This is a genomic window from Promicromonospora sukumoe, from assembly GCF_014137995.1.
Taxonomy (GTDB): Bacteria; Actinomycetota; Actinomycetes; order Actinomycetales; family Cellulomonadaceae; genus Promicromonospora; species Promicromonospora sukumoe.
Genome location: NZ_JACGWV010000002.1, coordinates 1469806 through 1496348, shown reverse-complemented (window position 1 = coordinate 1496348; position 26543 = coordinate 1469806). Strand labels below are relative to the sequence as shown.

21 protein-coding genes are annotated in these 26543 nt (G+C 72.1%); 4 read left to right on the top strand and 17 right to left on the bottom strand.

Annotation, left to right across the window (positions count from 1 at the left end; translation table 11 throughout):
• Window positions 1-68: 68 nt before the first annotated feature.
• The 7 genes from FHX71_RS23820 to FHX71_RS23790 all read right to left on the bottom strand — a co-directional run bounded on the left by FHX71_RS23820 (window position 69) and on the right by FHX71_RS23790 (window position 9940).
• Window positions 69-1379 (bottom strand): aminotransferase-like domain-containing protein, encoded by a 1311-nt coding sequence (locus tag FHX71_RS23820; RefSeq protein ID WP_182619853.1) that lies wholly within the window; start codon window positions 1377-1379, stop codon window positions 69-71.
• Window positions 1380-1545: 166 nt separating this feature from the next.
• Window positions 1546-1872: a thioredoxin gene (gene trxA / locus FHX71_RS23815; protein ID WP_182619852.1), complete on the bottom strand. Its 327-nt coding sequence runs from the start codon at window positions 1870-1872 to the stop codon at window positions 1546-1548.
• Between the two features lie 69 nt (window positions 1873-1941).
• The gene (gene trxB / locus FHX71_RS23810) at window positions 1942-2937 is read right to left on the bottom strand and encodes a thioredoxin-disulfide reductase (RefSeq protein WP_246403379.1); all 996 of its coding nucleotides are present in this window, start codon (window positions 2935-2937) and stop codon (window positions 1942-1944) included.
• A gap of 241 nt (window positions 2938-3178) precedes the next feature.
• The gene (locus tag FHX71_RS23805) at window positions 3179-5062 is read right to left on the bottom strand and encodes a protein kinase family protein (RefSeq protein ID WP_182619850.1); all 1884 of its coding nucleotides are present in this window, start codon (window positions 5060-5062) and stop codon (window positions 3179-3181) included.
• A gap of 169 nt (window positions 5063-5231) precedes the next feature.
• Window positions 5232-6968, bottom strand: a complete 1737-nt coding sequence (gene murJ, locus FHX71_RS23800; RefSeq protein WP_182619849.1) for a murein biosynthesis integral membrane protein MurJ — start codon at window positions 6966-6968, stop codon at window positions 5232-5234.
• An 84-nt stretch (window positions 6969-7052) separates the two neighbouring features.
• Window positions 7053-9308 (bottom strand): DUF6049 family protein, encoded by a 2256-nt coding sequence (locus FHX71_RS23795; protein ID WP_182619848.1) that lies wholly within the window; start codon window positions 9306-9308, stop codon window positions 7053-7055.
• Window positions 9305-9940 (bottom strand): NUDIX hydrolase, encoded by a 636-nt coding sequence (locus tag FHX71_RS23790; protein WP_182619847.1) that lies wholly within the window; start codon window positions 9938-9940, stop codon window positions 9305-9307. The genes FHX71_RS23795 and FHX71_RS23790 overlap by 4 nt, the downstream gene beginning before the upstream one ends.
• 119 nt (window positions 9941-10059) lie before the next feature.
• On the opposite strand from FHX71_RS23790, the gene FHX71_RS23785 reads away from it, so the two are divergent.
• Entirely contained in the window at window positions 10060-11499 is a 1440-nt protein-coding gene (locus tag FHX71_RS23785; RefSeq protein WP_182619846.1) for a CCA tRNA nucleotidyltransferase, read from the top strand.
• Window positions 11500-11559: 60 nt separating this feature from the next.
• On the opposite strand, the gene FHX71_RS23780 is transcribed toward FHX71_RS23785, so the two are convergent.
• Together FHX71_RS23780 and FHX71_RS23775 are read right to left on the bottom strand one after the other, a co-directional pair.
• Window positions 11560-11853: a GIY-YIG nuclease family protein gene (locus FHX71_RS23780; protein ID WP_182619845.1), complete on the bottom strand. Its 294-nt coding sequence runs from the start codon at window positions 11851-11853 to the stop codon at window positions 11560-11562.
• A 208-nt stretch (window positions 11854-12061) separates the two neighbouring features.
• Window positions 12062-13012, bottom strand: a complete 951-nt coding sequence (locus FHX71_RS23775) for a ribose-phosphate diphosphokinase (RefSeq protein WP_182619844.1) — start codon at window positions 13010-13012, stop codon at window positions 12062-12064.
• A gap of 60 nt (window positions 13013-13072) precedes the next feature.
• Between FHX71_RS23775 and FHX71_RS30220 the strand changes: the two genes are divergently transcribed.
• Window positions 13073-14461, top strand: coding sequence for an SMI1/KNR4 family protein (locus FHX71_RS30220; RefSeq protein ID WP_182619843.1), 1389 nt, complete (start codon window positions 13073-13075; stop codon window positions 14459-14461).
• Window positions 14462-14542: 81 nt separating this feature from the next.
• Here FHX71_RS30220 and FHX71_RS23765 read toward each other — a convergent pair whose 3' ends face one another.
• From FHX71_RS23765 to FHX71_RS23745, 5 genes are all read right to left on the bottom strand, one after another.
• Window positions 14543-16072, bottom strand: a complete 1530-nt coding sequence (locus FHX71_RS23765; RefSeq protein ID WP_182619842.1) for an MDR family MFS transporter — start codon at window positions 16070-16072, stop codon at window positions 14543-14545.
• A 164-nt stretch (window positions 16073-16236) separates the two neighbouring features.
• Window positions 16237-17535 carry a M23 family metallopeptidase gene (locus tag FHX71_RS30215; RefSeq protein WP_182619841.1) on the bottom strand — a complete coding sequence of 433 codons (1299 nt, stop codon included), beginning with the start codon at window positions 17533-17535 and terminating at the stop codon, window positions 16237-16239.
• Entirely contained in the window at window positions 17532-18161 is a 630-nt protein-coding gene (locus tag FHX71_RS23755) for a hypothetical protein (protein ID WP_182619840.1), read from the bottom strand. Before FHX71_RS23755 ends, FHX71_RS30215 begins: the two co-directional genes overlap by 4 nt.
• Complete coding sequence (locus FHX71_RS23750; protein ID WP_182619839.1) at window positions 18158-20164, bottom strand: hypothetical protein; 2007 nt, start codon at window positions 20162-20164, stop codon at window positions 18158-18160. The genes FHX71_RS23755 and FHX71_RS23750 overlap by 4 nt, the downstream gene beginning before the upstream one ends.
• Window positions 20161-20886, bottom strand: coding sequence for an ATP-binding protein (locus FHX71_RS23745; protein WP_182619838.1), 726 nt, complete (start codon window positions 20884-20886; stop codon window positions 20161-20163). The genes FHX71_RS23750 and FHX71_RS23745 overlap by 4 nt, the downstream gene beginning before the upstream one ends.
• Window positions 20887-20972: 86 nt before the next feature.
• Between FHX71_RS23745 and FHX71_RS23740 the strand changes: the two genes are divergently transcribed.
• Window positions 20973-21725 carry an esterase-like activity of phytase family protein gene (locus FHX71_RS23740; RefSeq protein WP_446686518.1) on the top strand — a complete coding sequence of 251 codons (753 nt, stop codon included), beginning with the start codon at window positions 20973-20975 and terminating at the stop codon, window positions 21723-21725.
• Window positions 21726-21832: 107 nt separating this feature from the next.
• Here the strand turns inward: FHX71_RS23740 and FHX71_RS23735 are convergent, their stop codons facing one another.
• The 3 genes from FHX71_RS23735 to FHX71_RS23725 form a co-directional block, all read right to left on the bottom strand.
• On the bottom strand, window positions 21833-23272 hold the full coding sequence (locus tag FHX71_RS23735; RefSeq protein WP_182619837.1) for an alpha-amylase: 1440 nt from the start codon (window positions 23270-23272) through the stop codon (window positions 21833-21835).
• A 160-nt stretch (window positions 23273-23432) separates the two neighbouring features.
• Window positions 23433-23621: a PspC domain-containing protein gene (locus tag FHX71_RS23730; RefSeq protein WP_182619836.1), complete on the bottom strand. Its 189-nt coding sequence runs from the start codon at window positions 23619-23621 to the stop codon at window positions 23433-23435.
• Between the two features lie 112 nt (window positions 23622-23733).
• A complete protein-coding gene (locus FHX71_RS23725; RefSeq protein ID WP_182619835.1) occupies window positions 23734-23931 on the bottom strand; it encodes a PspC domain-containing protein in 198 nt (65 codons plus the stop codon).
• Between the two features lie 213 nt (window positions 23932-24144).
• On the opposite strand from FHX71_RS23725, the gene FHX71_RS30210 reads away from it, so the two are divergent.
• The gene (locus FHX71_RS30210) at window positions 24145-26526 is read left to right on the top strand and encodes a hypothetical protein (protein WP_182619834.1); all 2382 of its coding nucleotides are present in this window, start codon (window positions 24145-24147) and stop codon (window positions 26524-26526) included.
• Window positions 26527-26543 lie beyond the last annotated feature (17 nt).

Here is a 26543-nt window from a genome sequence, read left to right as displayed (position 1 = left end):
TCGTGTCAGACACACAGGTCACCCGGGTGACCTGTGTGTCTGACAGCGGGCCGTTCAGGTCAGGCCGTTCAGGCCAGGTCGGGTGCGGGGCCCCCGACGTCGTCCGTGTCGGGGTCGGGCTGACCGGAGGTGCCGAAGATCTGTACCAGCTCGGCCTCGCCGTTCACGACGCCGGCCAGCCGGCGCACACCCTCGCGGATGCGCTCCGGCGTCGGGAAGCAGAACGACAGGCGCATGTGGTCGGAGCCGCTGCCGTCGTAGTAGAAGGCGGTGCCGGGGACGTACGCGACGCGCGCGGTGACGGCGCGGGGCAGCATGGCCCGCGCGTCGAGACCGTCGGGGAGCCGCACCCACACGAAGAACCCGCCCTGCGGCACGTTCCACGACGCGCGGGGCAGGTGCTCGCCGAGCGCGCCGACGAGGGCGTCGCGCCGCTCGCGGTACGTCTCCCGGTAGGTCTTGATCTGGGCCTTCCAGTCGCAGGTCTCCAGGTACGTCGCCACGGCGAGCTGGGAGGCGTTGGACGGCGACAGGACCGCCGACTCGCTGGCCAGCACGAGCTTGTCGCGCACGGCGTGCGGCGCGATGACGAACCCGACGCGGTAGCCGGGGGCGAACGTCTTGGAGAACGAACCGAGGTACAGCACGCCGTCGGTGTCGTAGGAGCGCAGCGCGGGCATCGGCTCCGTGTCGAAGCCGAGCAGCCCGTACGGGTTGTCCTCCACGACGAGGACGCCGTGCCGCCGGCAGATCTCCAGGACCTGAGGCCGCCGCTCGGCGGACAGCGAGACACCGGCGGGGTTCTGGAACGTCGGGACGGTGTAGAGGAACTTCACGCGGCGACCCTCGGCGGCCAGCCGGGTCAGCGTGGCGTCGAGCTCCGCCGGGACCAGCCCGTCGGCGTCGAGCGGCACCTGGACGACGTCGGCCTGGTACGAGCGGAAGACGCCCAGCGCGCCGACGTATGACGGCGCCTCGGCGATGACCACGTCGCCCGGGTCCACGAAGATGCGGGTCACGAGGTCGAGCGCGGACTGCGAGCCGGTGGTGACCACGACGTCGTCGGGGTGGGCGGACACACCCTCCAGCGCCACGACCTGGGTGATGTGCTCGCGGAGCACCTCCTCGCCCTGGCCGGAGCCGTACTGCAGGGCGGTGGTGCCCTTGGTGGCGATGAGCCGCTGCATCGTGTCGGCGATGACGTCGAGCGGCAGGCCCTCGAGGTACGGCATGCCGCCCGCCAGTGACACGACCTCGGGCCGGTTCGCGACCGAGAAGAGCGCCCGGATCTCCGAGGCGCGCATGCCGTGCGCTCGCGCCGCGTACGAACCGAACCACGGGTCGAGGCGGTTACCGGCGGTCTCGGGAAGCTCGTTCACGCACGTCAGTCTCGCACGCACCGCGTGCCCGGCCCAGTACCCGTTCGTGGCGAAGTTCGTGGCGAAATGGTGAGACCGACGCAGAAGAGCGCGTGCCCGGCGCCGCACCCGGTGACGTCACCAGGGAGGGCCGGGCACGCGCTCGTTCACGCGGCGGAGGGGTCGGTCAGCCCGCGAGGACCTCGTCGATCTCCTCGGTCAGCGCGCGCTTCGGGCGGGCACCGATGATCGACTTCACGACCTCGCCGCCCTTGTAGACGTTGAGCGTCGGGATCGACACGATGCCGTAGTCCATCGCGGTCTGCCGGTTCTCGTCGGTGTCGATCTTGACGATCTTGATCTTGCCCTCGTACTCGTCGGAAAGCTCCTCGAGGATCGGCGCGACCATGCGACACGGGCCGCACCAGGTGGCCCAGAAGTCGACGAAGACAGGAATGTCAGAGTCGAGGACCTCGGTCTTGAAGGTGTCGTCGGTGACCTTGATGGTGCTCATCCAGCATCTCCTTGTTCATGGCCCCTCGCGGGGGCCGAGTGGGGCGGGCCGGTGGGAGCCGGCCGGAGATCAGTCGTTCAGCGAGTCCAGGAACGCCTGGGCGTCGAGCGCCGCGGAGCAGCCCGAGCCGGCGGCCGTGATCGCCTGGCGGTAGGTGTGGTCGACGGCGTCGCCGCAGGCGAAGACGCCGGAGAGGTTAGTGCGCGTGCTCCGGCCCTCCACGACGATGTAGCCGTTCTCGTCGAGGTCGACCTGGCCCTTGACCAGGTCGGTGCGGGGCTCGTGGCCGATCGCGACGAACAGGCCGGTCGCGTCCAGGTCCCGGACCTCGCCGGTGACGGTGTCGCGCAGGCTGAGGCCGTCGACCTTGCTCTCGCCCGTGATGCCGGCGATCTCGCTGTTCCACGCGAACTCGATCTTCGGGTCGGCGACGGCGCGCTCGGCCATGATCTTCGAGGCACGCAGGTCGTCGCGGCGGTGCACCACGGTGACCTTCGAGGCGAACCGGGTCAGGAACGTCGCTTCTTCCATCGCGGAGTCGCCGCCGCCGACGACGACGATGTCCTGGTCGCGGAAGAAGAAGCCGTCACAGGTGGCGCACCACGAGACGCCGCGGCCGGAGAGCCGCTTCTCGTCGGGCAGGCCCAGCTCGCGGTACGCGGAGCCGGTAGACAGGATCACGGAGCGGGCGCGGTAGGTGTCGCCGCCGCCCGTCACGATCGTCTTGACGTCGCCGGTCAGCTCGACCTGCTCCGCGTCGTCCCAGACGACCTTGGCGCCGAACTTCTCCGCCTGCTCCCGCATGGCCTCCATCAGGTCAGGACCCTGGATGCCGGCCGGGAAACCGGGGAAGTTCTCGACCTCGGTGGTGTTCATGAGTGCGCCGCCCGCGGTGACCGAACCCGCGATGACCACGGGCGCGAAACCGGCACGAGCCGCGTAGATGGCCGCGGTGTAGCCCGCGGGACCGGACCCGACGATGACGACGTCGAGCACGGGGCCGTCGGTGGTGCCGGCGGCCGGAGCGGTGGTCTGTTCGGTCAAGGTGTTCTCCTCGAGTTCCATGGGCACACGCAACAACACGCGGGCGGGTCCCAGTGTTCCAGCCCAGGTGCCCTGGGGCCCGGTCGTGGACGTGAATCTCGCCACACGACATCGACATCCGTCGATGTGTGGGGCTTCCGAGCCGATCCTGTCACGAAAGAACACCGGCGGGTACGAACCCATCGACATGATGTGGTTCGTACCCGCCGGTGTTCCGGACTGGTCCCGAGCGCCGAGGGCGGTGAACGCCGACAGCGGCCGGTCAGCTCAGCACTACCTCGTTCAGCTCCAGCCGGAAGCCGTCCGATACCTGCGGCAGCTCGGTGATCCAGATGGTGAACGTGTCACTCACGACCGGCTCGGAGAGCTCGAACGTCGTCGTGTTGGAGAAGGTGCCCTCCGCGAGCACGTCGCCGCCCTCGCCGCCCTTGAGGATCTGCACCTTGCCGCCGGGGGTGTTGGTGAGCAGCTCGATCTTGGAGACCGAGGCCGGCTCGCGGAGCCGGAGCTCCATCCCGAGGAAGTCCTTGAAGCCACCGAACTGGGCCTGCTGATAGGTGGTGGTGAAGTAGAACGTGGCGGGGTCGGTGTCGTACGCCAGCTCGACCTTCTCCGTGTGGTCGATCGGCTGGCCACCCGACTCGAGCGGGCCCAGGAGCGTCGCGGAGTCGATCACCGGGCGCGCCTCGGTCTCCGTGGGCGCCGACGGCTCGCTGCTGCCCTCGCCGTCGGCCCCGGCGGATGCCGACGCGGACGCGGAGGGGGAAGCGTCCGCGATCATGTCGGACGACGGCGACATCATGGCGTTGATGGCCCAGATGAGGCCGGCCACGACGGCGACGCCGACGAGGCCCAGCACGATCGGCGTCGGGTTGACGCCGCCGCGCTTGGGCGCGGGCTGGGTGGCGAAGCCGCCGTCCTGCTCGTAGTAGCCGCCACCGCCACCGCCGCCCTCCGGGGGGTAGCCGCCCGGCGCGAAGGACTGCGGCGGGTACTGCTGCGGCTGCTGCTGGTTGTACTGCTGCTGGCCCTGTGCGACCGGCTGGCCGTACTGGTCGTAGCCCGCCTGGTCGTAGCCCGCCGGCGGGTAGCCGGCCGGCGCGCCCTCGGGCGGCGGGGGAGGCACGGGGGCGTGCTGCCCGTAGGCCTGCGGTTCGTAGGTGTAGTCGTTCTGAGGCTCGGGATAGCCGGCGGGAACGTTGCCCGCCCCCATCGCCATTGTCTCGTCTGTACGTGCGATCCGGCCGGTGACGGGGCGCCGCGCGGGCGGCACCCCCTCGCCACCGAAGGCCTCGGCGATGGACTGCCGCCGCGGCTCCTCCGGCTCGGGCTGCACGAATCCAGGCAGCGATGCCACTACGGAAACCTCTCCCCACGGCTGGAGAGCCGCGGTCACGTCGTCGGGGTTCATCGGCCCTCCGGTGCCGCCGGACGCGTCGAACGTCCGGGCCACCAGGGCATCGATCTCGGTGTCCACGTGCGGGACCAAGCTGGAAAGAGGCGCCACGGCGCCGGAGTCGTCGAGCTGCGCCGGCAGCGGGATCAGGGTGTCCTTCGCGATCCAGTCGGCCTCGAGGTCCTGGCCGGGCCAGCGCGCCGTCATCGCGTAGTAGAGGAGGGCCACGAGCCCCTGGGCGTCGAGCTGCGCGGGCTTCACGTTGAGCGTCTCGCCGGAGGCGAGCCCGCCGTCCAGCCCGAGGCCGGTGACGCGGACCTGGTGCCCGTCGACCCGCACGGCCTCTGGCCGTAGCGCGGCGTGGTGCACGCCGCGGGCGTGGGCCACGGCCAGCGCGCTCGCCGCCTCGCCGACGATGACCCGGGCCTGCTGCTCGTCCACCAGCCCGCTCGAGATGACCTCGGTCAGCGTGGTGCCGGTGTGCGGCTCGGTGACCACGTACTTGTTGCCGTCCCCGTCGGAGCCGGCGTCGAGCACGCGGACCAGGCGGGGGTCCGTCACGAGTGCCGCGCGTCGGGCGGCGTCCAGGGCGTCACCGGTATAAGGCCCGGTCACCAGGGTGACCCGCACCTCACGGTCCAGGATCTGGTCGTACGCCTCCCAGGCGGTCGCCGCGGCGAGGTCGGTCGACGCCTGCTGGCGCAGCCTGTACCTCTCGACCAGCACGGTGCCTGGTTCGACTGTGCTCACGCGGACCTCCTCGCTCGGTCGGGGGACAGTAGCAGGTACGTGACCAGAGGGATCACGCACCATCGCCATGCTACGCGGAACCGCTGGGCACCCGCCGAGGCGTCGTCCTTATGTACGAAAGCGCAGCCCACGCGTGCGGGCTGCGCTTCCGGTACGACGGCGGCGGGGGTCAGCGGCGCAGGCGTGCCAGGACCGGGCCGAGCAGCCGGTCGAGCTCCCTGACGCGCAGCAGGCGCAGCAGGAGCACGTAGATCAGGATCATCACGAGGCCGCACGCCGCCGACACCCAGAGGCCGCTGAGCATCGTGAGCACCCAGCCCTGCCCGAACGACAGCACGTCGAACCCGCCGACCAGCTGGTAGACGCCCCACCCGGCCCCGCCGGCCACCGCGGCGGCGAGCACCGTCTTGGCGTGCAGGGCGAGGATGCGCCCGCCGTCGAGCCGCCCGCCGAGCTTGCGCTTCAGGCCGCCCGTGCGCAGCAGCACCGTGATCCAGTTGGACAGGGCGTAGGCGCCACCGGCGGCGACGACCCAGAGCTCGATCGGCAGCCAGAGCTGCGCGGCCACCAGGCCGGCCACCAGGGCGACCGTCGACGGCACGGTGATCCAGAACACCGAGCGGCCGTCCTCGTAGGCGAAGTAGACCCACTTCATGAGCGCCATGCCGCCGAGCGGCACCAGGCCGAACGAGAGCGCGACCAGGACGGGCGCGATGAGCGCGGTGTTCTCGGCGCCCGCGGTCGGGACGATGAACGCCGTGGCCGGCGCGGCGAGCACCACGAGGGCTGCGGTGGCGAACACGGTGAAGACGCCGACGGTGCGCAGCCCCAGGGAGAGGTCGTCGCGGACCCGGTCGGTGTCGCCCTCCTGCGCGGCCTTGCTGATGCCCGTGAAGAGCGCGGTGGCGATGGACACCGTCACCAGAGAGTGGGGCAGCAGGTAGATCAGGAGCGCCTGCGTGTAGGACGCGTTACCCGCGAAGGCCTCCGTGGGCGTGCTCGCGGCGCCGGCCTCGGAGGCGACCCGCGTCAGGTACAGGACGCCCGCCTGCTCCAGGACCACGGCCGCGAAGGTCCACAGCGCGACGGCGCCCGCGGAGCGCAGCCCGATGCCCCGCAGGCCCAGGCGCAGGTTCCAGCGGAAGCCGGAGCGCAGCAGCGGGACGAGCAGCACCAGGGCCTGCGCCACGATGCCGAGCGTGGCCGTACCGGCCAGCAGGATCGTGCGCGGGGTGTTCCACTCGGAGAGGTCGTTGATGCCGTTGTCGGCGCCGCCGAACACGGCCAGGAAGATGGCGAAACCGAGCACGGAGACCACGTTGTTGGCGACCGGCGCCCACATGAACGGCCCGAACTGCTCGCGGGCGTTCAGCACCTGGCCCAGCAGCGTGTACAGGCCGTAGAAGAAGAGCTGGGGGATGCACCAGTACGCGAAGACGGTGCCCAGCGCGAGCTGCTCGGCCGACCAGCCGTCGGTGTAGAGCATGACGACCCACGCGGCGGCACCGGTCAGCACGGCGGTGATCGCGAGGATGCCGACCGCCGAGATCGTGAGCAGCTTGTCGACGCGCTCCTGCGCGTTGTGCGCGCGGAACGCCTTGACGATCTGCGGCACGAGGACGGCGTTCAGCATCCCGCCCGCGAGGATCGCGAACAGGACGTTGGGCAGCTTGTTCGCGACGTCGAACGCGTCGGCGACGGTGCCCGTGGCACCGATGGCGGCCACGAGCATCAGGTTGCGGACCAGGCCGCCGAGGCGGGAGGCGGCCGTGCCGGCCGCCATCACCACGGAGTTACGCCCCAGGCTGCTGGCCGACGACGCCGCCGAGGTCGGTGTCTCGGGCGCGCCCGGACCGCTCGCGGCCTCGGCGCTCGGGTCCGACGTCGGGTCGGTCGGTGCGGTCACGGCGTTCTCCTGGGTCAAGCGACTACTCCCGTGGTCTGGGGCCCTGCCCGGCGCTGTCGGCCGAGGTGTGCGGCGGCCGAAACACTACTCTGCCCGGACGGTCACCGAGTCCGCCGACGCCGCCTGGGCGGACTCCGGCGCCTCGGCACCCGTCCCGGTCGCCTCCTCGACGTCCTCGCTGGTGGCGCGGTACGGGGAGCGCCCGCGGCGCGCCGTGCGCCAGATCCCGGCCAGGAACAGCAGCGCGACGACGCCGGCCGCGATCCACGTACCGAGCTCCTCCCAGCCCGCGCGGACGCGGACCTGGAACGACGAGTCGTCGCTGATCTTGGCGCCGGACGGCGTGAGCACCTGGGCGGTCACCTCGACGTCGCCCGAGCCGATGGCACGCACCGGTACCTGCACGTCCACCTCACGGCGGGCGGGGATGACCTCGGTGGTGCGCGCGTCGACGGTCAGGCGCGGGTGGTCGGGGCGCAGGACCACGGTCACCGTCGCGTCGACGCCGAGCGTGTTGCGCACCCGCACCGGGATGTCCCCCGAGTCCGTGATGAAGTTGATGTCCTGACGGGGGACGACCGTCACCGACTGCTGCGTCAGCTCGTTCGTCGACTCCAGGGTCTGCTGGACGAGCGCCTCGCGGAGCCCGGTGTCGGCGCGGTGCGCCACGGAGAGCGGCGTGGCCAGGCGGGTGACGCCCGGCCGCCAGATCTGCGCGGAACCGTCGACGCCGACCGCGGAGAACGTGACGACGGCGTCGCGCCCGCGCTCCAGGGCCGCCACGTTCGACGCGCCCAGCTCGGCCTTGGCCACGCGGCGCTGCTCCAGGGGGGTGCGGGCGACGTCCGGCGCGTCCTGCTCGAACAGCGTGTCGACGGTGGTGAGGTCCACCCAGCCCGCCTCGTCGAGCTCGGCCAGGACGGTGTTCGCGCTCTCGGCGTCCGGCGTCCAGGTCCGGGGTGCGACGATCGCCAGCGCCGGCGGGTCGGTCGGCGACTGGCTCGCGACCGCCGCGGTCTCCGCGAGGAGCCGCTGCGTGCCCTCGGCGGTGGTGGACACCGTGGTGGCGGCCGTCGCGGTGGCGGAGCTCTCGGTGGACGAGGCGGTGTCCGCGGCCGACAGGTCGGTGGCGGCGAGGAACGCCCGCGTGAGGTCCGTGTCGGCCAGGACGGCGTGCGCCATGCCGGACGGGGTGCGGACCTCCGCGCGGCCCGTCACGGTCTGCGTGCCGTCGTACGCGAGCCCGCCGCTGCCGACCACGACGTTCCGGCGCCCGGCGGAGACCGCGAGGTTCAGGGTCTCGACGTCCGGCACGACCCCGTCCGCGGGCCAGGCCAGGTTCGACTTCCACGCCTCCGGGACGTCCCAGTTCCCCCGGCGGGGGGAGTGGAGGAAGCTACGCGCCCCGGTGGTCCGCACGTTCGCGTGCGCGAGCGCGGCGAGGTCGGGGTCGTGGCTCGGGAGGGTGTACGTCGTGGTCTTCCCGGCGGCCGCGAGCATGCGTTCGGACCAGTCGATGAGGGCCGGGTCGTCCGACCCTGCGGCCACGCCCATCGTGTCCGGGTCGATCGCCAGCGACAGCCGGGACTTCTCGGCGACCTGCAGCACGCCGTCCAACCGCTGGCCGCTCGCCGTCTGCTGCGCGAGCTCGATCTGGGCGGTGCTCGGGTCGGCCGGGTCGATGGCCGGGCTCGTCACGGCGGCCAGCACGCTGAGCTGCATCGGCTCGCGCTCCAGGCCGTCGGCGTCGTACACGAGGAAGGAGCGGGCGATGCCCAGGCGGCCCGTGGCGTCGCCCACTGCGACGGCGAGCTTGCGCGCGCCGAAGCCCTGGAACGTCGCGGCGCCCGGGTCGTAGGTGAACGAGACGGTCTTGGACGCGCCCGGTGACAGCTTCCCGACCGACTTCTGCGTGGGAGCGCCGGGGACCGGGTCGAGCAGGCTCGCGGAGGCCCACTCGTCGATCTGGGTGCGCGACGTCAGCGCCACGTAGTCGATGGTCAGCTGGGCCGTGGCGTCCGGCACCACGTCGTCGCTCGTGTTGGTGACCTTCGCGCGGATGGTCACCTCGTCGCCGGGGTGCGCGACCGGGTGCGAGATACTGACGACGGAGACGTCGACAGAGCCCTCCTCGGCCTCGGCGGCACGGACCGGCGTGCCGGCGGGGAGCGCGGCGGTCGCCGCGTCCGCGCGCGGCGTCGTCGGGACGACGGCGGACGCCGTGGGCAGGACCGACCCGGCGAGCACCGCCCCCGCCAGGAGGACGGCGCCGAGCGTGCCGGGACGGCGGGCCGCCCGGCTGCGGGCGGGACTGCGGGAGAAGTCGGGGTGCTGCGTCATGGCAGGTCTGGGCGCTCCGTGGGGAAGGCGTCGGCGCGCAGTGCGTCCCGGAGGTTCCTCGACGACACGAGGAGATCCAGGGCGGCCGCGGCCAGTCGCTGCTCGTTCGGGTACGACAGGCGCTCGGCGAGCTCGTCCACCCTGACCCAGAGAGCGTCCTCGGCTTCGCCGTCCGGATCGTTCTCCACGGTCAGGTGACCGCCCTCCGCGCGCAAGAGGTAATGGTGCACCACCTTGTGCACCCGCCGGTCCTCACCGGTGAACCAGTAGTCGATCACGCCGAGCTCCGCCTGGATCGAGCCGCGGATGCCGGTCTCCTCACGGATCTCGCGGATCGCGGCCTCCTGCGGGGTCTCGCGCCCCTCGAGGTGCCCCTTGGGCAGGCACCACTCCAGGCGGCCCGTGCGGTTGCGCCGCAGCAGCACCGCGGCGCTGAACTCCTCGGGCCGCTCCGACTCGGCCCGCAGGACGAGCCCGCCCGCCGAGGTCTCGTCCACGATCGGCAGGTGCACGGGAGCGGTCGCGGCGGCGGCACGCCGGGCAGGGTTCACCCGCAGCGGAGCCCCGCCGGGCGGCGTGGGCACCTCCGGGCGACCGTCGGGACGGTCGCTCGCCGGAACAGGGGTGGACATGCCCCAACACTACCGACTGACCACCCTTGATCTGGTCAGGTGAGGGGGTGCGGGCGGTTTCGGGCAGGGGCTGGTCCCCGGTGAGTGGGGCCGCGCCGGGTCTGGGAGAATCTTGGGCTGTGTCTACCCCTGAACAGGATCTGCTGCGTCGTGCGCTCGGCGTGCTGACCGAGATGGCGCCCGCCGCGCTCGAGCTGGGCGAGCAGTTCCGCGCCGCCGGCCACGAGCTCTCGCTGGTCGGTGGTCCGGTCCGCGACGCGTTCCTCGGCCGCGCGAGCAACGACCTCGACTTCGCGACGTCGGCGTCGCCGGACCAGACGCAGCGGCTCCTCGCACGCTGGGGCGACGCGCACTGGGACATCGGCAAGGAGTTCGGCACCATCGGGGCGCGCCGGGGCGACGTCGTCGTCGAGGTGACGACGTACCGGACGGACAAGTACGACCCGGCCTCGCGCAAGCCGCTCGTGGAGTTCGGCGACTCGCTCGACGGCGACCTGTCGCGCCGCGACTTCACCGTCAACGCGATGGCGGTGCGCGTGCCCGAGCTGACCTTCGTCGACCCGTACGACGGGCTGAGCGACCTCGCCGCCGGGGTGCTGCGCACGCCGATCGCGCCCGAGCGGTCGTTCGACGACGACCCGCTGCGGATGATGCGCGCCGCGCGGTTCGCGGCCCAGCTCTCGTTTCACGTGGAACCGGGGACGCTCGCCGCGCTGGTCGCCATGGCGGACCGGATCGAGATCGTGTCGGCCGAACGGGTGCAGGCGGAGATCACCAAGCTGCTGCTGAGCGACAACCCGCGCGCGGGCCTCGAGGTGCTGGTCGACACGGGCCTCGCCGACCAGGTGCTGCCCGAGCTGCCGGCCCTCCAGCTCGAGATCGACGAGCACCACCGGCACAAGGACGTCTACCAGCACTCGCTCACCGTGCTCGACCAGGCGATCGCGCAGGAGACCGGGGCCGACGGCGCGGTGCCCGCGCCCGACCTGGTGCTGCGCCTCGCCGCGCTCCTGCACGACATCGGCAAGCCGGCCACGCGGCGCTTCGAGTCCGGCGGCGGCGTGAGCTTCCACCACCACGAGGTGGTCGGCGCCAAGCTCACCACCAAGCGGCTGCGGGCGCTCAAGTACGAGAAGCAGGTGGTGAAGGACGTGTCGCGGCTCGTCGAGCTGCACCTGCGGTTCCACGGGTACGGCGACGGCGCGTGGACCGACTCCGCCGTCCGGCGGTACGTGACCGACGCCGGCCCGCTCCTGGAGCGGCTGCACCGCCTCACCCGCGCCGACTCGACCACGCGCAACAAGCGCAAGGCCAAGCGGCTGTCCGACGCGTACACCAACCTGGAGCACCGCATCTCCGCGCTGCGCGAGCAGGAGGAGATCGACGCGATCCGGCCCGACCTCGACGGCACGCAGATCATGGAGATCCTCGGGATCTCGCCGTCGCGCGAGGTCGGCGAGGCCTACAAGTACCTGCTGGGCCTGCGCATGGAGCGGGGGCCGCTGGGCGAGGAGGTCGCGACCGAGGAGCTCAGGAAGTGGTGGGCCGAGCGGGGGTGACCTGGTACAGGTCGGCTGGTACTCCATCGCTGGTCGAGCTTGTCGAGACCCTGAAGCGCCTCACCGCGTTCTGACGCCTGTCCTCGAGCGAGCAAGCTCCGGCAGTGCTTCCAGGCGATCTTCGATGAGCGCCAGCCGTTTCGCTCGAGACCAGCCCTGTACCTGCTTCTCTCGGGCATACGCGTCGTCGATGCGGGAGAACTCCTCGGAGTGAACGAGCTCGACGGGTCGACGCCGACGCGTGTATGCGGCACCCTCGCCTTCGTTGTGCTGACAGAGGCGCCGTTCGAGGTCGACAGTGCTCCCGACGTAGAACGAACCGTCGCCGCACCGGAGTATGTACATGTGGGCCATGGGGTGACGGTGCCATGGGGAGCTGGGTCCGGAGATGCTTGTCGCGGATCTGTGGATAACCCAGGTGTCAAAGAAAACTGTTCACGGGCCGAGTCTTGAGCTATCGAGCGGGGTCTCGACAAGCTCGACCAGCGGGGGGTGCAGCTCGACCGGCGGGTGCGGTCGAGTGGCGGGGTCTCGACAAGCTCGACCAGCGGCGGGGCGCGGCCTAGACGTGGGTGGGGTCGAAGAGGGCGCTGACCGACTCGCCGCTGTGGATGCGGCGGACCGCCTCGGCGAACGCCGGGGCGACGCTGATCACCGTCAGCTTGTCGTGCGCCAGGAGCCCGGTGGACGGCACCGTGTTGGTGGTGACGATCTCGACGACGTCGGGGTCGGCCGCGATGCGGTGCGCGGCGTCGTTGGCGAAGATGCCGTGCGTGCAGGCGATCCGCACGCTGCGCGCGCCGTGCTCGCGGAGCAGGTCGAGGATCGCGAGGATGGTCGACCCGTTGGCGATCTCGTCGTCGAGCACGATGATGTCGCGGCCGGTGACGTCGCCGATCAGGGACGTGATCTCGACCCGGTCGCCGTCGAACCGCTCCTTCGCGGCCGCCGCGACGGGGACCCCGAGCATCTTCGCGAACGCCGACGCGCTCTTCGCGTTGCCCAGGTCGGGGGAGACCACCGTGGCCTTCGAGAGGTCGCTCGGCAGGAAGTGCTCCGCGAGCTCGCGGAGCGCGTTGAGCTGGTCGGTCGGCACCCGGAAGAACGCGTGCACCTGCGGCGCGTGCAGCGTCATCGTGAGGATGCGGTTCACGCCCGCCGTCTCCAGCAGGTCCGCGACGAGGCGCCCCCCGAGCGAGATGCGCGGTGCGTCCTTCTTGTCCGAGCGGGCGTACGCGAAGTGCGGCATGACGGCGGTGATCCGGCCGGCCGACGCGCCCTTGGCGGCGTCGATCATCAGCAGGAGCTCCATGAGGCTCTCCTGCGCGGGGCGCACGACTGGCTGCACGAGATAGACGTCGCGTTCGCGGCAGTTCTCCAGGAGCTGGACCTGCAGGCAGTCGTTCGCGAAGCGCTGGATGTTGATCGGGCTCAGCGGCACGTCGAGATCAGCACACATCTCCCGAGCGAATCGCTGGCCCCCGGTACCGGCAAAGACCCTCACCTCGGCCATGGCTGGAGTCTACGGAACGTCGGGCCGACACGCCGAGCGGGAACAGGCATCATGTGGGTCGTGAGCCTCACCGAGTGGCAGACCTGGGCACCCTTCGTCGACGCGCTCCGACGCTCGGCGCCACCCGGGACCGACGTCAGCGAGTTCGCCGGGACCGTGGGCGGCGGCGCGTGGGACGGGTCCTACCTGGACGACGGCGACGCCGATGCCCGGCGCGCGCACTACCGCGAGGCCGCGCGGGAGGCCGCCCGGACCGGCGGGCGCGGGCCCAAGGCCGAGCTGGACGACGCCCTCCGCGCGATCGCGGACCTGTCGCCCGACGACGGGCAGACGGTGCGGGTCGTCGCCGGCCCGCGCCCCGCCGACGACGTGGTCGAGCTCGTCGACCTGCCGCCCTCGGTGGTGTCCGGGCCGGTCACGCCGGTGCTCGAGGTGGTGCTGGAGCCCGGCGCGCTGCCGGCGCGGTACCGGGAGACGATCTCGCCGCCGCCGGACGGCGCACCCGCGGCGTCGGCCGACCCGGACGCCGTGACCCGGCTGATTGCGGACCGGATGCCCGACGCCGCTGGCGCGGAGGCCGCGGAGATCGACGAGGCTGAGGCGGCGCTGCCCGACGGCGCACGGCTGCCGGACGAGGTGCGGGCGCTGTACGCGGCGGCCGGATCGGGCAACCTGAGCCTCGCGGCCGAGCAGGGTGGGTTCGGCGGGTTCGAGATCGTGCCGCTGCGCGGGAGCTTTCTCCGCGAGGCGTTCCTGCCCGCGGCCCGCTTCAGCACCTGGACCGCCGACGCCGGCACCTCGGCCCCGGCCGACCCCGCGGGCCGGGTGCGGGCCGCGATCGGTTCGCCTCTCTGGTTCCCGGTCGGGACCGACGGCGCCGGGAACGTCTTCGCCGCCGACCTCGCGCCGGCGTCGAACGGCCGCGTGGGTCAGGTCGTATTGCTTGACCACGAGCAGCACGCCGGGGCGGTGTATCGGGCCGAGAGCCTGACGGCGCTTCTCGTGGGGCAGGGGTCCGGGTCCGGCGACGTCGACCTGGAGGGCTCCGGCCGAGCCAGCGTGGGCCGAGCCGGCTCGGACCCGACGGTGGACGGGCCGGACCGGGCGGACAGGTCGGAGGACGAGGAGGCCGACCCCGGCTCGTCGTCGGACCCCGAGTTCCTGAACCTCGACCCGGCCGTCTGGGCCGAGCAGCTCGACGCCGGGACCGTGCCGCCCGGCCTCAAGGCCGCCGGGTTGGTGCCCGACCGTGCGAACCCGCCGGCGCTGCCCGACGCGATCGCGGTGGCGAACCGGCTGCTGGAGCTGCACGGTCAGGCGCTGATCGAGGTCACCCGGCTGACCCGCCCGGAGGGCGACCGTCCGGGGGCTCCGGAGTCCAAGGAGTCCTCGGAGGGAGCGGATCGTCCGCGACGCAAGGGTCTGCTCGGCCGCCTCTTCGACCGCTGACCGGCACCCACACGCGACGAGGGCGGGAACCCGGATGGGTTCCCGCCCTCGTCAGTCCCGCGGCGACCGGCCGCTCAGGTGTCAGTGCCCGCCGTGGAACTCGCCGTCGGTCTCGGGCCGCCTGATCATCACGGCCAGGCCGATGGTCAGCGCCATCACGCTGGCGCCGATCGCGAAGGCCAGGCCCGCACCGGCCGTCAGGGCGTCGGCGGCGGACTCACCGGCCGCGGTCAGCGTGTCCGAGCGGAGCGTCATGATCGCGATGAAGAGAGCGATGCCCGCGGCACCCGCGACCTGCTGGACCGTGTTGATCGTGGCCGACCCGTGCGAGTACTGGTGCGGCTTGAGCACCCCGAGCGCCGCGCTGAACAGCGGCGTGAACACCGCGGACAGGCCCAGGCTCAGCAGGACGTGCGCGCCGAGCACGTAGAGCGGGGAGATACCGGGGTGCAGGAACGCGAGCATCCCGATGCCGAGGGTCACGAGCACCGTGCCGGGCACGAGGATCGGACGCGGCCCGATCTTGTCGTACCAGCGGCCGACGACCGGGCCCAGGAGGCCCATCGCGAGCGCGCCGGGCAGGACGATCAGCCCGGACTGGAGCGGCGAGAGGCCCATGGCCTCCTGCAGCACCAGCGGCAGCACGATCAGGGTGCCGAGCATCGCCAGCATCGCGACCGCCATGATGCCGATCGCCACGCGGAAGTTGGGCTCGAGGAACGTGCGCAGGTCCAGCAGCGCGGACTCCGTCCGCTGCCGCACGATCTGCCGCCAGACGAACAGGCCGAGGAATACCAGGCCCGTGACCAGCGGGATCCACGGGTTCAGCGTGCCGCCGCCGGCGTGCGCGCCCTCACCCAGGCCGGACAGGCCCCACACCAGACCACCGAACGCGACGAGCGTGAGCAGCAGCGACAGCGGGTCGAGGGTGTGGTGCTCCTTGTCGTTGACGTCGCGGATCCAGAGCAGGCCGGCGACCAGCGCCAGCACCGAGATCGGCAGGACGACGCCGAACACGCCGCGCCAGCCGAGGGGCTCCAGGATCGCGCCGGACAGGGTGGGGCCGAGGGCCGGCGCCGCCGCGATGACCAGGCCGACGTTGCCCATGATCCGGCCGCGCATGTGCGGGGGCACGATGGTCATGATCGTGGTCATGAGCAACGGCATCATGATCGCCGTGCCGGTCGCCTGCACCACGCGGCCCGTCACCAGGATGCTGAAGCCCGGCGCGATCATCGCCAGGGCGGTGCCGACGGTGAACAGGGACATCGCCAGCAGGTAGGCACCGCGCGTGCCGAGCCGGTTGATGAGGTACCCGGTCGCCGGGATGACGACCGCCATCGTCAGCAGGAAGGCCGTGGTGAGCCACTGGCCGACCGTCGGGGTGATGCCCAGCTCGTCCATGATCGGCGGGAGCGCCACCGACATGGTGGTCTCGTTGAGGATCACGGTGAAGGCGCTCGCCATCAGCAGCGCGATGGCGCGGAAGTGGCCGGGGGCCAGCTTGTCGGACCGCGTCCCGTAGGGGGCGTCGACGACGACGGCGTCCGCCGTCGGACGGACGGGTCGGTCGTTGAGCGGATCTGTGGTGTCGAGTGTTTCGGTCGTCATGGGGACTGCCCTCTCGGTACGGTGCGCGGGCCGAGATCGAGGGCGACATTGCACACGACCTACGTCTAACGACGCCGGATCATCGTCCGGTATTCCCGATGACGATCGCGACCTGTTTTTGTCGACGTCTGCGGTCGGCAGAAATCATCGGTCGGGTGCCGGCCTCAGTTGCCCGACGCGTCGGCCGGCTCCGCGCCGTCGCCCGCGGGACCGCCCGAGGGCGAGACCGGCTCGGTGACCGGCGTCGCGACGCCGAGCGTCACGCCCTGCCCCGCCATGAACGGTTCGGGGTCCACGGCCTCGCCGTTCATCCGCACCTCGTAGTGCAGGTGGCAGCCCGACGACGTGCCTGCGCCCGCCGGGTCGATGCGCGAGTCGCCGCCCATGGACGCGATCTGCTGTCCCGCCTGCACCGTCTGGCCGACCCGCACCAGGTTGGTGCCCGTGAGCAGGTGCCCGTAGGTCGAGTCGAGGCCCAGGCCGTGCTCGATGCGGATCGTGTTGCCGGTGCCCCAGCCGGTCGCGCCGGAGATCACCACGCGCCCGGCCGCGGCCGCGTACACCTGGGTGCCGCAGGACGCCGCGATGTCCTGGCCGAGGTGGTAGGTCGACGCGCCCGCGATGCCGGTGTTGCGGGGCCCGAACCCCGACGCCTTGGAACCGACCGCCGGGTTGGCCCAGCCGCCGGCGCTGACGGCCGCCTGGCCGATCGAGCCGCTCATGCAGGGCGCGGCGGCCGAGGAGCCCTGGATGGACCGCGAGAGCGCCTCGAGGTCCTGCGGGTCGGCGCCGCTGACGAGCTGGATCACCTGGAGCGCCTGGTCCCAGTACTTCTGGTAGTGGTACGGGTCGGCGTTCCGCTGCGCCTTGTGCGCCGCGATGGTCGGCTCGAGCGTCTCCCAACCGGTGACGGCGAGCAGCCGGTCGTAGAACCGGCCCGACGACTGCACCGGATCGAGCCGCTCCTCGACCGTGCCGTACCACTTCTGCTCCTGGAACATGCCGATCGAGGAGGTCAGCGTGCCGTCCGGGTTGCGCACCCCGAACCGGTCGTCGCCGTAGTCGATGTTGCGCATGCCGGACTCGCCGAGCGCCGTCATCACCGCGACGGCCTGGGCCCGGGCCGGGACCCCGCGCTCCTCGCCCACCTGGAGGATCACGGCCGCGTTCTGCATCTGCTCGGCCGTGAAGCCGCCGGCGGCGTCCACCTGCCCGGCGGGCACCACCGACGCCGACATGCTGCAGCCGTTCTGCGACTGGTTCTCGCTCACGGCGCCGCCCACCAGCACGACCATCGCGACCACCGCGGCGGGCACGGCCAGGGCGGCCGCGACCAGGACGGCCAGCACGAGCACGGCGCGCCTGGTCGCGTCGTCCTTCTTCCTGCCGTTGCGGGACCGCGAGGACCGGACCGCCTGCGACACGACCCGCGTCGCGACCCCGACGCCGTCCCGCCCGCTCACGACCCCTCCGGCGGCCTGATCTGCTCGGCCAGCCAGGGCGCCGCGCCGTCGGCCCGGGTCAGCAGCACCGTGTACGAGCCCACGTCCGTGGGCACCGCGACCTCGGCGAGCAGCGTGGACGTCTCGTCGGTGACCTCCGGGTCGCCCGTCACCTCGGTGACCGGGACGAGGCGCGGGTCGACGTCCTGGTAGACGGGCTGCGCCTGCGGGGTCAGGTGCGGCTTCAGGCCGTCCCACCAGGCGTCCTCGCCCCGGGCCGTGGCGGCGAACGCCGAGACGGTCGCGAGGGCCGCGTCCCGCGCGGCCTGCCGGACGCCGTCGTTCCACCTCGCCTCGACGGGCTCGGCGGGGGCGGCCTCGTCGAACTCCGGCTCGCCCGTCACCTCGACCGCCGGGTCGCCCGCGCCCGGCTGCTGGTCGACCTCCTCGGTCGCGGCGGCGTCCTCGGCCGCCCCGGCGGACGTCCCCTCGGGGTTGCCGAAGTCGTCCTGGCCGCCGGGCGCCACCGCGTTCGGGTTGACGTCCGCCGTCGGGTCGGCCGCGGGACCGCCCTCGCGGGGCCAGCCGACCCAGGTGCCGATCGCGAGGACGACCACCGTCAGCACGACGATCACGGTGCGCTTCATGAGCGGCCCAGCCCTCGCATCTGACGCCGTCCCGGGTTGTGCACGATGGCGGAGGGCTGCGGCCCGGCGCCCGGCGCCGCGCCGCCCTGCCGCGCGGCGTTGAGGGACTGCGCCAGCCGGGCCGCGCTCTGCGAGCGTTCGCCCCGGCGGCCGAGGCCGCGCACCGCGCCGAGCATCTGCTTGGCCTGCCCGGCCCGGCGGGCCACGGTGAGCGCCTTGGAGGCCCCGGCCGCGGCGGCGGACGTGCCGCCGCTCGCGACCATGGCGCCCGCCTGCAGCGCGACCGACGTGCCCGTGCGGCCGGCGCTGCTCAGCCGGTCGCTGAGCCGCTCGCCGGCCGTGGGGGGCAGGTGCGGTGCCGGCTCGTTCGACGCCTTCTCGCCCACGTTGGTCCCGTCGGGCAGCGGGTCGCCCGCGCGTCCGCCGTCGGGCGAACCGTCCTGGACGGTCCGTGCGGCGGTGCTCCAGGCGTTCCCGCCGCCGTTCGCGCCGCCCGGCCCGCCCGGACCGCCGTCGGGCCCGCCGTCACGGCCGGAACCGTCGACCGGGATCGGGACCGTGCGGTTGTCGTCGCCGGCCACGCGGCCCGCGACGGCTCCCGCCGCCGCACCGGCCGCGGCGCCGCCGACGGTGCCCCCGCCGGGGGTGCCGTCCATGGCGGACGGGCCCGCGGACGGCGCGTCGCCGCCGTCGACCTCCACCGCGTTGCCGTTCGGCTGCACGGGTGCCGGGCCCAGCCCGACGCCGGCCCAGGACTTGGCCTTGTTGTACCGGTCGCGCCACTTCGCGGTGCCGTCCCACGGCATGGCCGCGGGCTCGCCGATCTGGGAGGGGACGCCGGCGGCCGCGAGCTTGTCGGCCAGCGCCCGCAGGCCCTGCCGCACGCTCGCGCCCATCAGCACGTAGAACACGGCGCCCGCGACGACCAGCGTGTTGAAGAGGTACAGGCGCACGAGGAACGGCAGGCCGCTCGTCGCGTCGTAGAAGCCGAGCAGCATCTTCATCCACGCGACCAGGAACATCGTGGCCATCGCGACGAGGATGCAGCCGAAGCCCACGCTCGCGAACGTGCGGAAGAGCTGCGCGCGCGTGCCGCTCGAGATCACGCCGACCGGGAGCTGCCAGAGCAGCTTGATCGCCGACCAGCCCAGCAGCAGCACCGCGAAGATGGTGCCGCCCACGATCACGACCGAGAGCAGCAGGAACACGAACCCGGTGGTGAGCAGACTGAGCGTCGAGACGACGGTGCCGGCGTCGACCGTGGAGGCCGCCTCGCCGTAGGCCGAGTCGCAGCCGCCGATCTCGTCGACGGCGTCCTCACGGCCCACGTTCTCGGTGTAGGTGTCCTCGCAGCCCGTGCCGTCGATGACCGAGCCGTAGTTGATGATCTGGTGCGGCGCGCGCAGCAGCGTGTCCACGAGCTGGCCCTTGAGCCCGTCCCGGATCACCGTGGAGTCCCGCTCGAACGACGCGCCCTCCGTGGCGAAGCCCGTGGCGATGTCCATGCCCGCGTTGCGCGACTGCATGATGACGCCCTGCTCGCCGCCGATCGTCGCCATGGGGTTGGCGAGGAACCCGGTGGCCAGGGCGGCGATCACACAACCGATGAGCAGCTCCATGAAGCCGCCCGCGTACCTGCCCTTGAGTAGCCAGAAGCCCACCACGAACGCCAGGATGATGAGCATCACGTTGAGCAGGCCGATCTGCGCGATCATGCCCTGCACGATGATGCTCAGGCCGGCCAGCGGCGCCAGGATGTAGCCGAGCCAGTCCATCCCGAGCACCCAGTCGAGCACCCAGATCTGCACCGCGACCATGTCCCGGTACCAGACCCAGAACATGCCCGCGAGGGTCGAGAAGATCTCGGAGTCGACGTTGAGCGGGTTCCACGGCGAGCCCGTGTCCCACTGCAGCGTGAACCGGTTGTAGTTCACGCCCTGCGTGTCCTCGAGGTTCAGCCCACCCTGTGGGTCGGCGAACGCGAGGGGAGCCAGCCGGATCATGCCCCGATCACCGCACCGGCGGAGCTGGTCGGCGTCGTCTTGACCGTCTGGGCGCGCTTCTCCACGAGCGGTGCCATGACCTTCGCCCGGCCGTACCGGGCCTGGAAGTCACGGATGAGGCACTCCCCGCGACGCTCCTCGACCACGCCGACCGCGGCGTCCGTCACCGGGGCGGTGCCCTCGGTGACCAGCTTGACCAGGCCCTCGTCCACCGGGGCGTCGGTCGGCAGGCCGTGCAGCCAGCGCAGGCCTCTGCGGGCGAGGTTGGAGTCGCGGTGGCGCAGCAGCACCCGGAACGGGATCAGGCCCCGGACCACCTCGTTGCCGAAGTCCTCCTCGGCGTCGTGGCTGCCGAGCAGGAGCGCGGCCTTGTGCTTACGGCCGTCGCGGATGAACGTGCCGATCTCCTCGGCCGCCTCGGGTGACGACATCGTCTTGGACGCCTCGTCGGCGGCGAAGATGTCGAGCCGGGAGCGGTCCGCGAAGCAGCGGTAGCGCGCGAGGGCCGCGATGAGCGCGAAGGCCGCGCGGCCGAACACCTTCTCCGCCTTGAGCTCGGCGAACAGGTGCCCGTGCTCCATGTCGGCGCGCGACGGCAGCTGCATCTTGTGCGTGTGCAGCACGATCGCCGGCGAGCTCAGGTCGAGCGGCGGCAGGGTGTCGTCGAAGAGGGCGCGCCCGAAGTCGAGCTCGGAGAAGATGCGCATCTCGTCGGCCAGCATCTTGGCGCCCGAGAACTCGCATTCCTCCTCGAGGTGCCGCGCGAGTCTCGACCTCCGGCCAACGCGGCTCGAAGAACAGCCCCGCCGTGATCGACCGCGAGATCGTCGTGACGGAGGACGGCGCGCCGGTGGGCCTGGACGCCGAGGGCATCTGGGTGCGCCCGGCGGTCCGGGGCCAGGCGGGCGGGTTCTGGCTCGGCGTCGAGGGCGCGACCGGTGCGGAGAACGCCCTGGTGCGCGTCTCGGCGTCGGGCCGCGTGCAGGAGCGCGTCAGCCTGCCCGACGACGTCGCCGCGGGCCTCGGCAAGTGGGGCATCGAGGGCGTGGCCGGCACCGTGGACCGCGACGGCGAGCACCTGTTCGTCGCCCTGCAGCGGGGCCTGACCAGCGACGACGGCCTGGGCGGCTACGCCCGCATCGGGCGGTACGACGTCGAGTCGGAGGAGTGGACCTGGTTTGGCTACGAGCTGTCCGAGCCGACGGCCGACGGCGACTGGGTGGGCCTGTCCGAGGTGACCGTCGTCGACCGCGACACGCTCGCCGTCATCGAGCGGGACAAGCTCAACGGCCCGGCGGCGTCGCTCAAGGCGGTCTACACGGTGGACCTGCCGAAGCGGGACCCGCAGCCCGGGACCGTCCCGGTGCTGCGCAAGAAGCTCGCCGTCGACGTGCTGCCGGCGCTCCGCGCCACCAACGGCTGGACGCAGGAGAAGCTCGAGGGCCTCACGATCGGCGGCGACGGCCGCGTGTACGCGATCACCGACAACGACGGCGTGCAGGACGCGACCGGCGAGACGGTGTTCCTCGACCTGGGCAGCGCCCGCAAGATCTTCCGCTGACCCGCCCTCGTCTGTAACCCCGCTCGCTGAGTGCTGGGTATTCGCCCTTTCTCGTACGCGAGAAGGGCGAATATCCAGCACTCAGCGAGCGTCGTTCTGGGGGAGGGTCAGGATCGGGCGGCCGTGTGGAGCGCGAGGGCGCCGTAGGCCGGGACCGAGGCCGTGAACCAGCCGTTGGCGTCGACGGTGCGGGTCACCGAGCAGTTCGACGACGCGACGACGTCGCAGTACGTGCCCGCCGGGAGCGACGTCTGGAACGAGCGCTGCACCGCGGACGCGGTGTTGTTCAGCACCACGTAGCCCTTCGAGCCGCGGCCGTAGGAGACGAGGTTGCCGCCGTCGTCCCACCAGTTGGTGACCTCGGTGCCGGCCACCTCGTTGTGGAAGCCGACCATGCCGCGGACCTCCGTCCAGCGCTGCGTGCACGTCCACCGGCCCGTGCCGCAGGTCGCGTCGGGCACCGTGGTGTCGCTGGCGCCGGGCGCGCCGGCGTCGTTGTTCGAGAACTCGTAGCCCGAGTACACGCTGGGCGAGCCGTACGGCCACGACAGCAGGAACGTGTTGGCCAGGACGTACTTGGCGCCCCACTTGTAGTTCATCGACTCGCCGTTGCGCTCGGTGTCGTGGTTGTCCACGAACACGCCCGCCCGGGCGTTCGGCAGCTTGCCGTCGCCGATGAAGCGCAGGTTCTTGATCTGCCCGTCGAAGTCGTGCTTGAGCTGCCGGGAGTAGTCGAACTCGTGCGAGTCCCCGCTGCCCAGGTACTCCGACGGCTGGATCGGCTCGCCCGCGGCCCCGATCACCTCGTGCACCCAGAACACGTTCGGGTTGCCCATCCGCGCCTTGATCGCCTCCAGGTCCGACGCCGGGATGTGCTTCGCGGCGTCGATCCGGAACCCGTCGACGCCGAGGGAGACCAGGTCGTCGAAGTACGCGGCGAGCCGGCCCCGCACGTTGTCGGAGCCGGTGCGCAGGTCCTGCAGCGAGACCAGGCGGCAGTTCTGCACCTGGTATCGGTCGCCGTAGTTCGAGATGTTGCTGCGGCAGTCGTTGAAGTCCGCCGCGCTGTACGTCCCGGCGAAGCTGTCGTCCGAGAACTGCGTGCCCGCCACGCCCGTGCCGGACTGGCCGGCACCCGCCATGTGGTTGACGACGGCGTCCGCGATCACGCCCACCCCGGCGGCGTCGCAGGTCGCGACCATGTTCGCGAACTCGGCGCGAGTGCCGAGCTTCGACTCGATCCGGTAGCTGACCGGCTGGTACGAGGTCCACCACTGCGAGCCGCGGATGTGCTCCATCGGCGGGGAGACCTGCACGTAGCCGAACCCGGCCGGGCCGACGACGTTCGTGCACTCCGCGGCGACGGAGTCCCAGGTCCACTGGAACAGGTTCAGGATGACGTCCCCGTCGCCGTGCTCGGGGGTCGCCGCCCGCGCCGGCTCGGCGGCAGGGGTGGCGGCGGTCGCGACCAGGCCCAGCGTGAGAGCGGTCGCGAACATCGTCAGGGTGGCTAGCAGGCGGCGGGGCACGTTCGGATGGCGCGTCATGGCGGCTCCTTGCGGCGTCGTCCCGGCGGAGGCCCGTGCGGCATTGCACGGCCGTTTCCGGATCTTGCTGCAAAGCGTTGCAGACGCGTACGCCGACACGCCAGAGGCCCGGGTGAAAAACCCGGGCCTCTGGCGTGTCGGTGGTCTGTCGGGGAGGGGCTCAGTCCTCGTTGGGCATGAGGATCCAGAACGCGATGTACGCGAGGAACTGCGGTCCGGGAATGAAGATCGAGGCGACGGCGAGGACCCGGACGAGCGTCGGGTCCCAGCCGAATCGGTGGGCGATACCGGCGCAGACACCGGCGATCATGCGCCCCTGGCGCGGACGGGAAAGTGTCTGTGTGCTCATGTCGTCGACGCTACGTTCGCCGCGGTCTGCCGGGTATCCGGTGACCCCCGGGCCTGGCCCTGAACCTGCCCTGACGGCTGTCGGGGTGCGGTGAGGGCCCGGACCCAGGGGGTCAGGCGGCCGGACGCTCGTTCGGGATGGCGACCCAGCAGATGACGTAGGCCAGCACCTGCGGGCCGGGGATGAGGATCGACGCGACGGTGACGACCCGCACGACGGTGGGGCTCCAGCCGAATCGGCGGGCGATCCCGGCGCAGACACCGCCGATGATGCGCCCCTGGCGCGGACGGGACAGGGTGTTTGTGCTCATGCCGACGACGGTACGGGGGACGCACCCCCGGCGGCATCCGGGCTCTCCCGGATCTTGCCCTGAGAACCCGCCAGGATGCTCCGGTCCAGATTCGGGTGATCTTCCCGGAACTTCGTTGTTGCCGCGTTCTCGCCGGCCCTACTCTCAGCGAGATCCCTGCCGACCTGCGTGGGGCCTTGGCGACCCCTGAGGGGTCCGTGGGAGGACGGCGACGTGAAGCCCTTTCGACTCTCGGCGGGACCGAGCCGGACGCTGGCCCTTCTGACCGGAGGCGCCCTCCTGGCCGGTCTGATGACGGTGCCGGCGGTCCCGGCCACAGCCGATACGGAGCCCTCGGCCGCCGAGGCGGCCCCCGCCCTGTCGACCACGGTCAACGGCGAGGCGTGCGCCGACGAGCCGGTCTGGCACACGGGCGACGGCACCTACATCACGCTGCAGTGGGTCTCAACCTTCACTGCGCCGACGACGGAGACATCCGTCTTCTACACGCTCGTCGGACCGGACGGTGTGGACATCGACCGTCTCCCCGCGCCGGTCGACGACGGCGTCGCCACGGCGAGGGCGCGCACGTTGCCTCTGGACCACGGCACGGCCTACACCCTCGAGGTGCGGCTCCGTGACGCGGACGGGGTCTGGGCGCAGGAGCCGGTGGCGTCGTGCGTCTTCGGCGTCCGCCACCCACCCGTCATCAGGGCGGCGGTGCCGGACCTCGGGGCCGACGCGGTGTACGTGTCCGGCGAGCCCCGCGGCGGCGCGGGCGTGGCCGGGCGGTACCTGGTGGCCGACACGTACCAGGGGCGGGGAGAGGCCGTCGCGTACGAGTACGCCCTGACCGGGAGCACGGCCCGGCCCGCGGCGTGGGAGACCGTCGCGGCGTCGGACGCCGGCCCGACGAGGATCCCGGTGGTCCCGACAGTATCGGGCAGCCGGTACCTGCACGTGCGGGGGGTCGACGAGTACGGGGTCGCCGGTCCGACGTGGCGGAAGAACCTCCTCGTGGGCACGGCGGGCACGTCGAGGCCGGTCCCGCCGCCGGTCACGGCGGTCGGCGCGGAGGACGCAACTCCCGACGACAGCCGCATCCCGCTGAAGGTCTCCCTGACGAGCGACCTCGTGGACAAGCCGATGGGAGAGGTCGTGCTCCGGTTCGGGAGCCGCGAGATCGGCCGCGCGACGTTCGACGCACCGACCGAGACCGTCCTCGTGGACCAGGCGCCGCTCGGTACCGGGTTCCAGCAGGTCACCGCGGAGTACCAGCAGCTGGCGGGTGCCCCGGTGCTCTCCACGACCGCCCGGATCTGCGCGAAGGACTGCGCCTTCACCGGAGGCACGGCGGAGATCACGTCGCCCGGCGACGTCCGCCTCGACCCGAACCTGTTCGCGAAGGTGTCCGGCTTCTCACCGGTGCCGTCGTCGTACGAGTACGAGTGGCTTCGCGGAGGCAAGGTGGTCTCGTCCGGCGCCAGCGACGACGACGCCCACTACCTCAGCCTTCCTCCGGACGAGGGCCAGACGCTGACCCTCAGGGTGACTGCTCACGGCCCGCGCATGCTGCCCAGGACCGTCACGGCCTCGGTCAGGATCGGCGACCGGCCTGATCCCGCGGTCTGTGCCGGCGGCAAGTTCGTGGGGTCGGCATGGCTGAGCAGCTCCCCGTACTGCAGCACGCGCGCGGACGCCGCCGCGGGTGACCCGGGGAGCGGCCGCGCCCTCGAGATGCTGGTCGCCGAGCCCCGGCCGGCCGGCTACTCGGCGTCGAGCTCCGGCGAACCGCCCGCCGACCAGGGCTACCCGGCCGACTACTGGTTCGACATGGAGGGCTACGTCCAGGGCCGCGGCTGGGAGGGGCTCAAGAAGAAGGGCGACGTCTACTACGTCGGCAGCGTCGGTGAGCGCCGCCGCCTGGAGGCCTTCCGGATCGACGACGGCGGCGTCCTGGCCCCGCACTACGACGTCTGGTACCGCGCCTACGTGCCGGGGTACGGCTGGCTGGGCTGGGCCAAGAACGGCGGGAACGCCGGCACCGTGGGCTACGGCAACCGGATCGAGGCCATCCAGGTCAAGGTCCTGCCCCAGGGCAAGAGCCTGGTCTCCGGGACCGGCAACGCGGCCTACTACTCGGCGGCCACGCAGCGCCAGGTGCAGGTCCGGTCGTACCTGAAGACGTCGAACGTGTGGCGCAAGGCCGTCGGCGGAGGGTCGACCGCCGGCCTGACCAAGACGAACCAGCGCCTGAGCGCGCTGCGCGTCGATGTCGACGGCACCAGCTACTCGGGCGGCGTGCAGGTGGCCGCCAAGGTCGAGGGCAGCGGGTGGCGCGGCTACGTGGGGAACGACCGCGTCGCGGGGACGTACCACAAGAGCCACCGGGTCTCCGGGTACCGGATGCGGCTGACCGGCCAGATGGCCGAGCACTATCACGTCTACTACCGGGCGCACGTGGCCGGTACCGGCTGGCTCGGCTGGGCCAGGAACGGCGGCGAGGCGGGTTCGGCGTCGTACGCGAAGCGGGTCACCGCCGTGCAGGTGCTGCTCGTGCCGAAGGGTGATCCGGCACCGCAGAGCGGCAACGGCCGGGTGGCCTACCTGCGCTGAGCCGGCGCTGCCGCCGG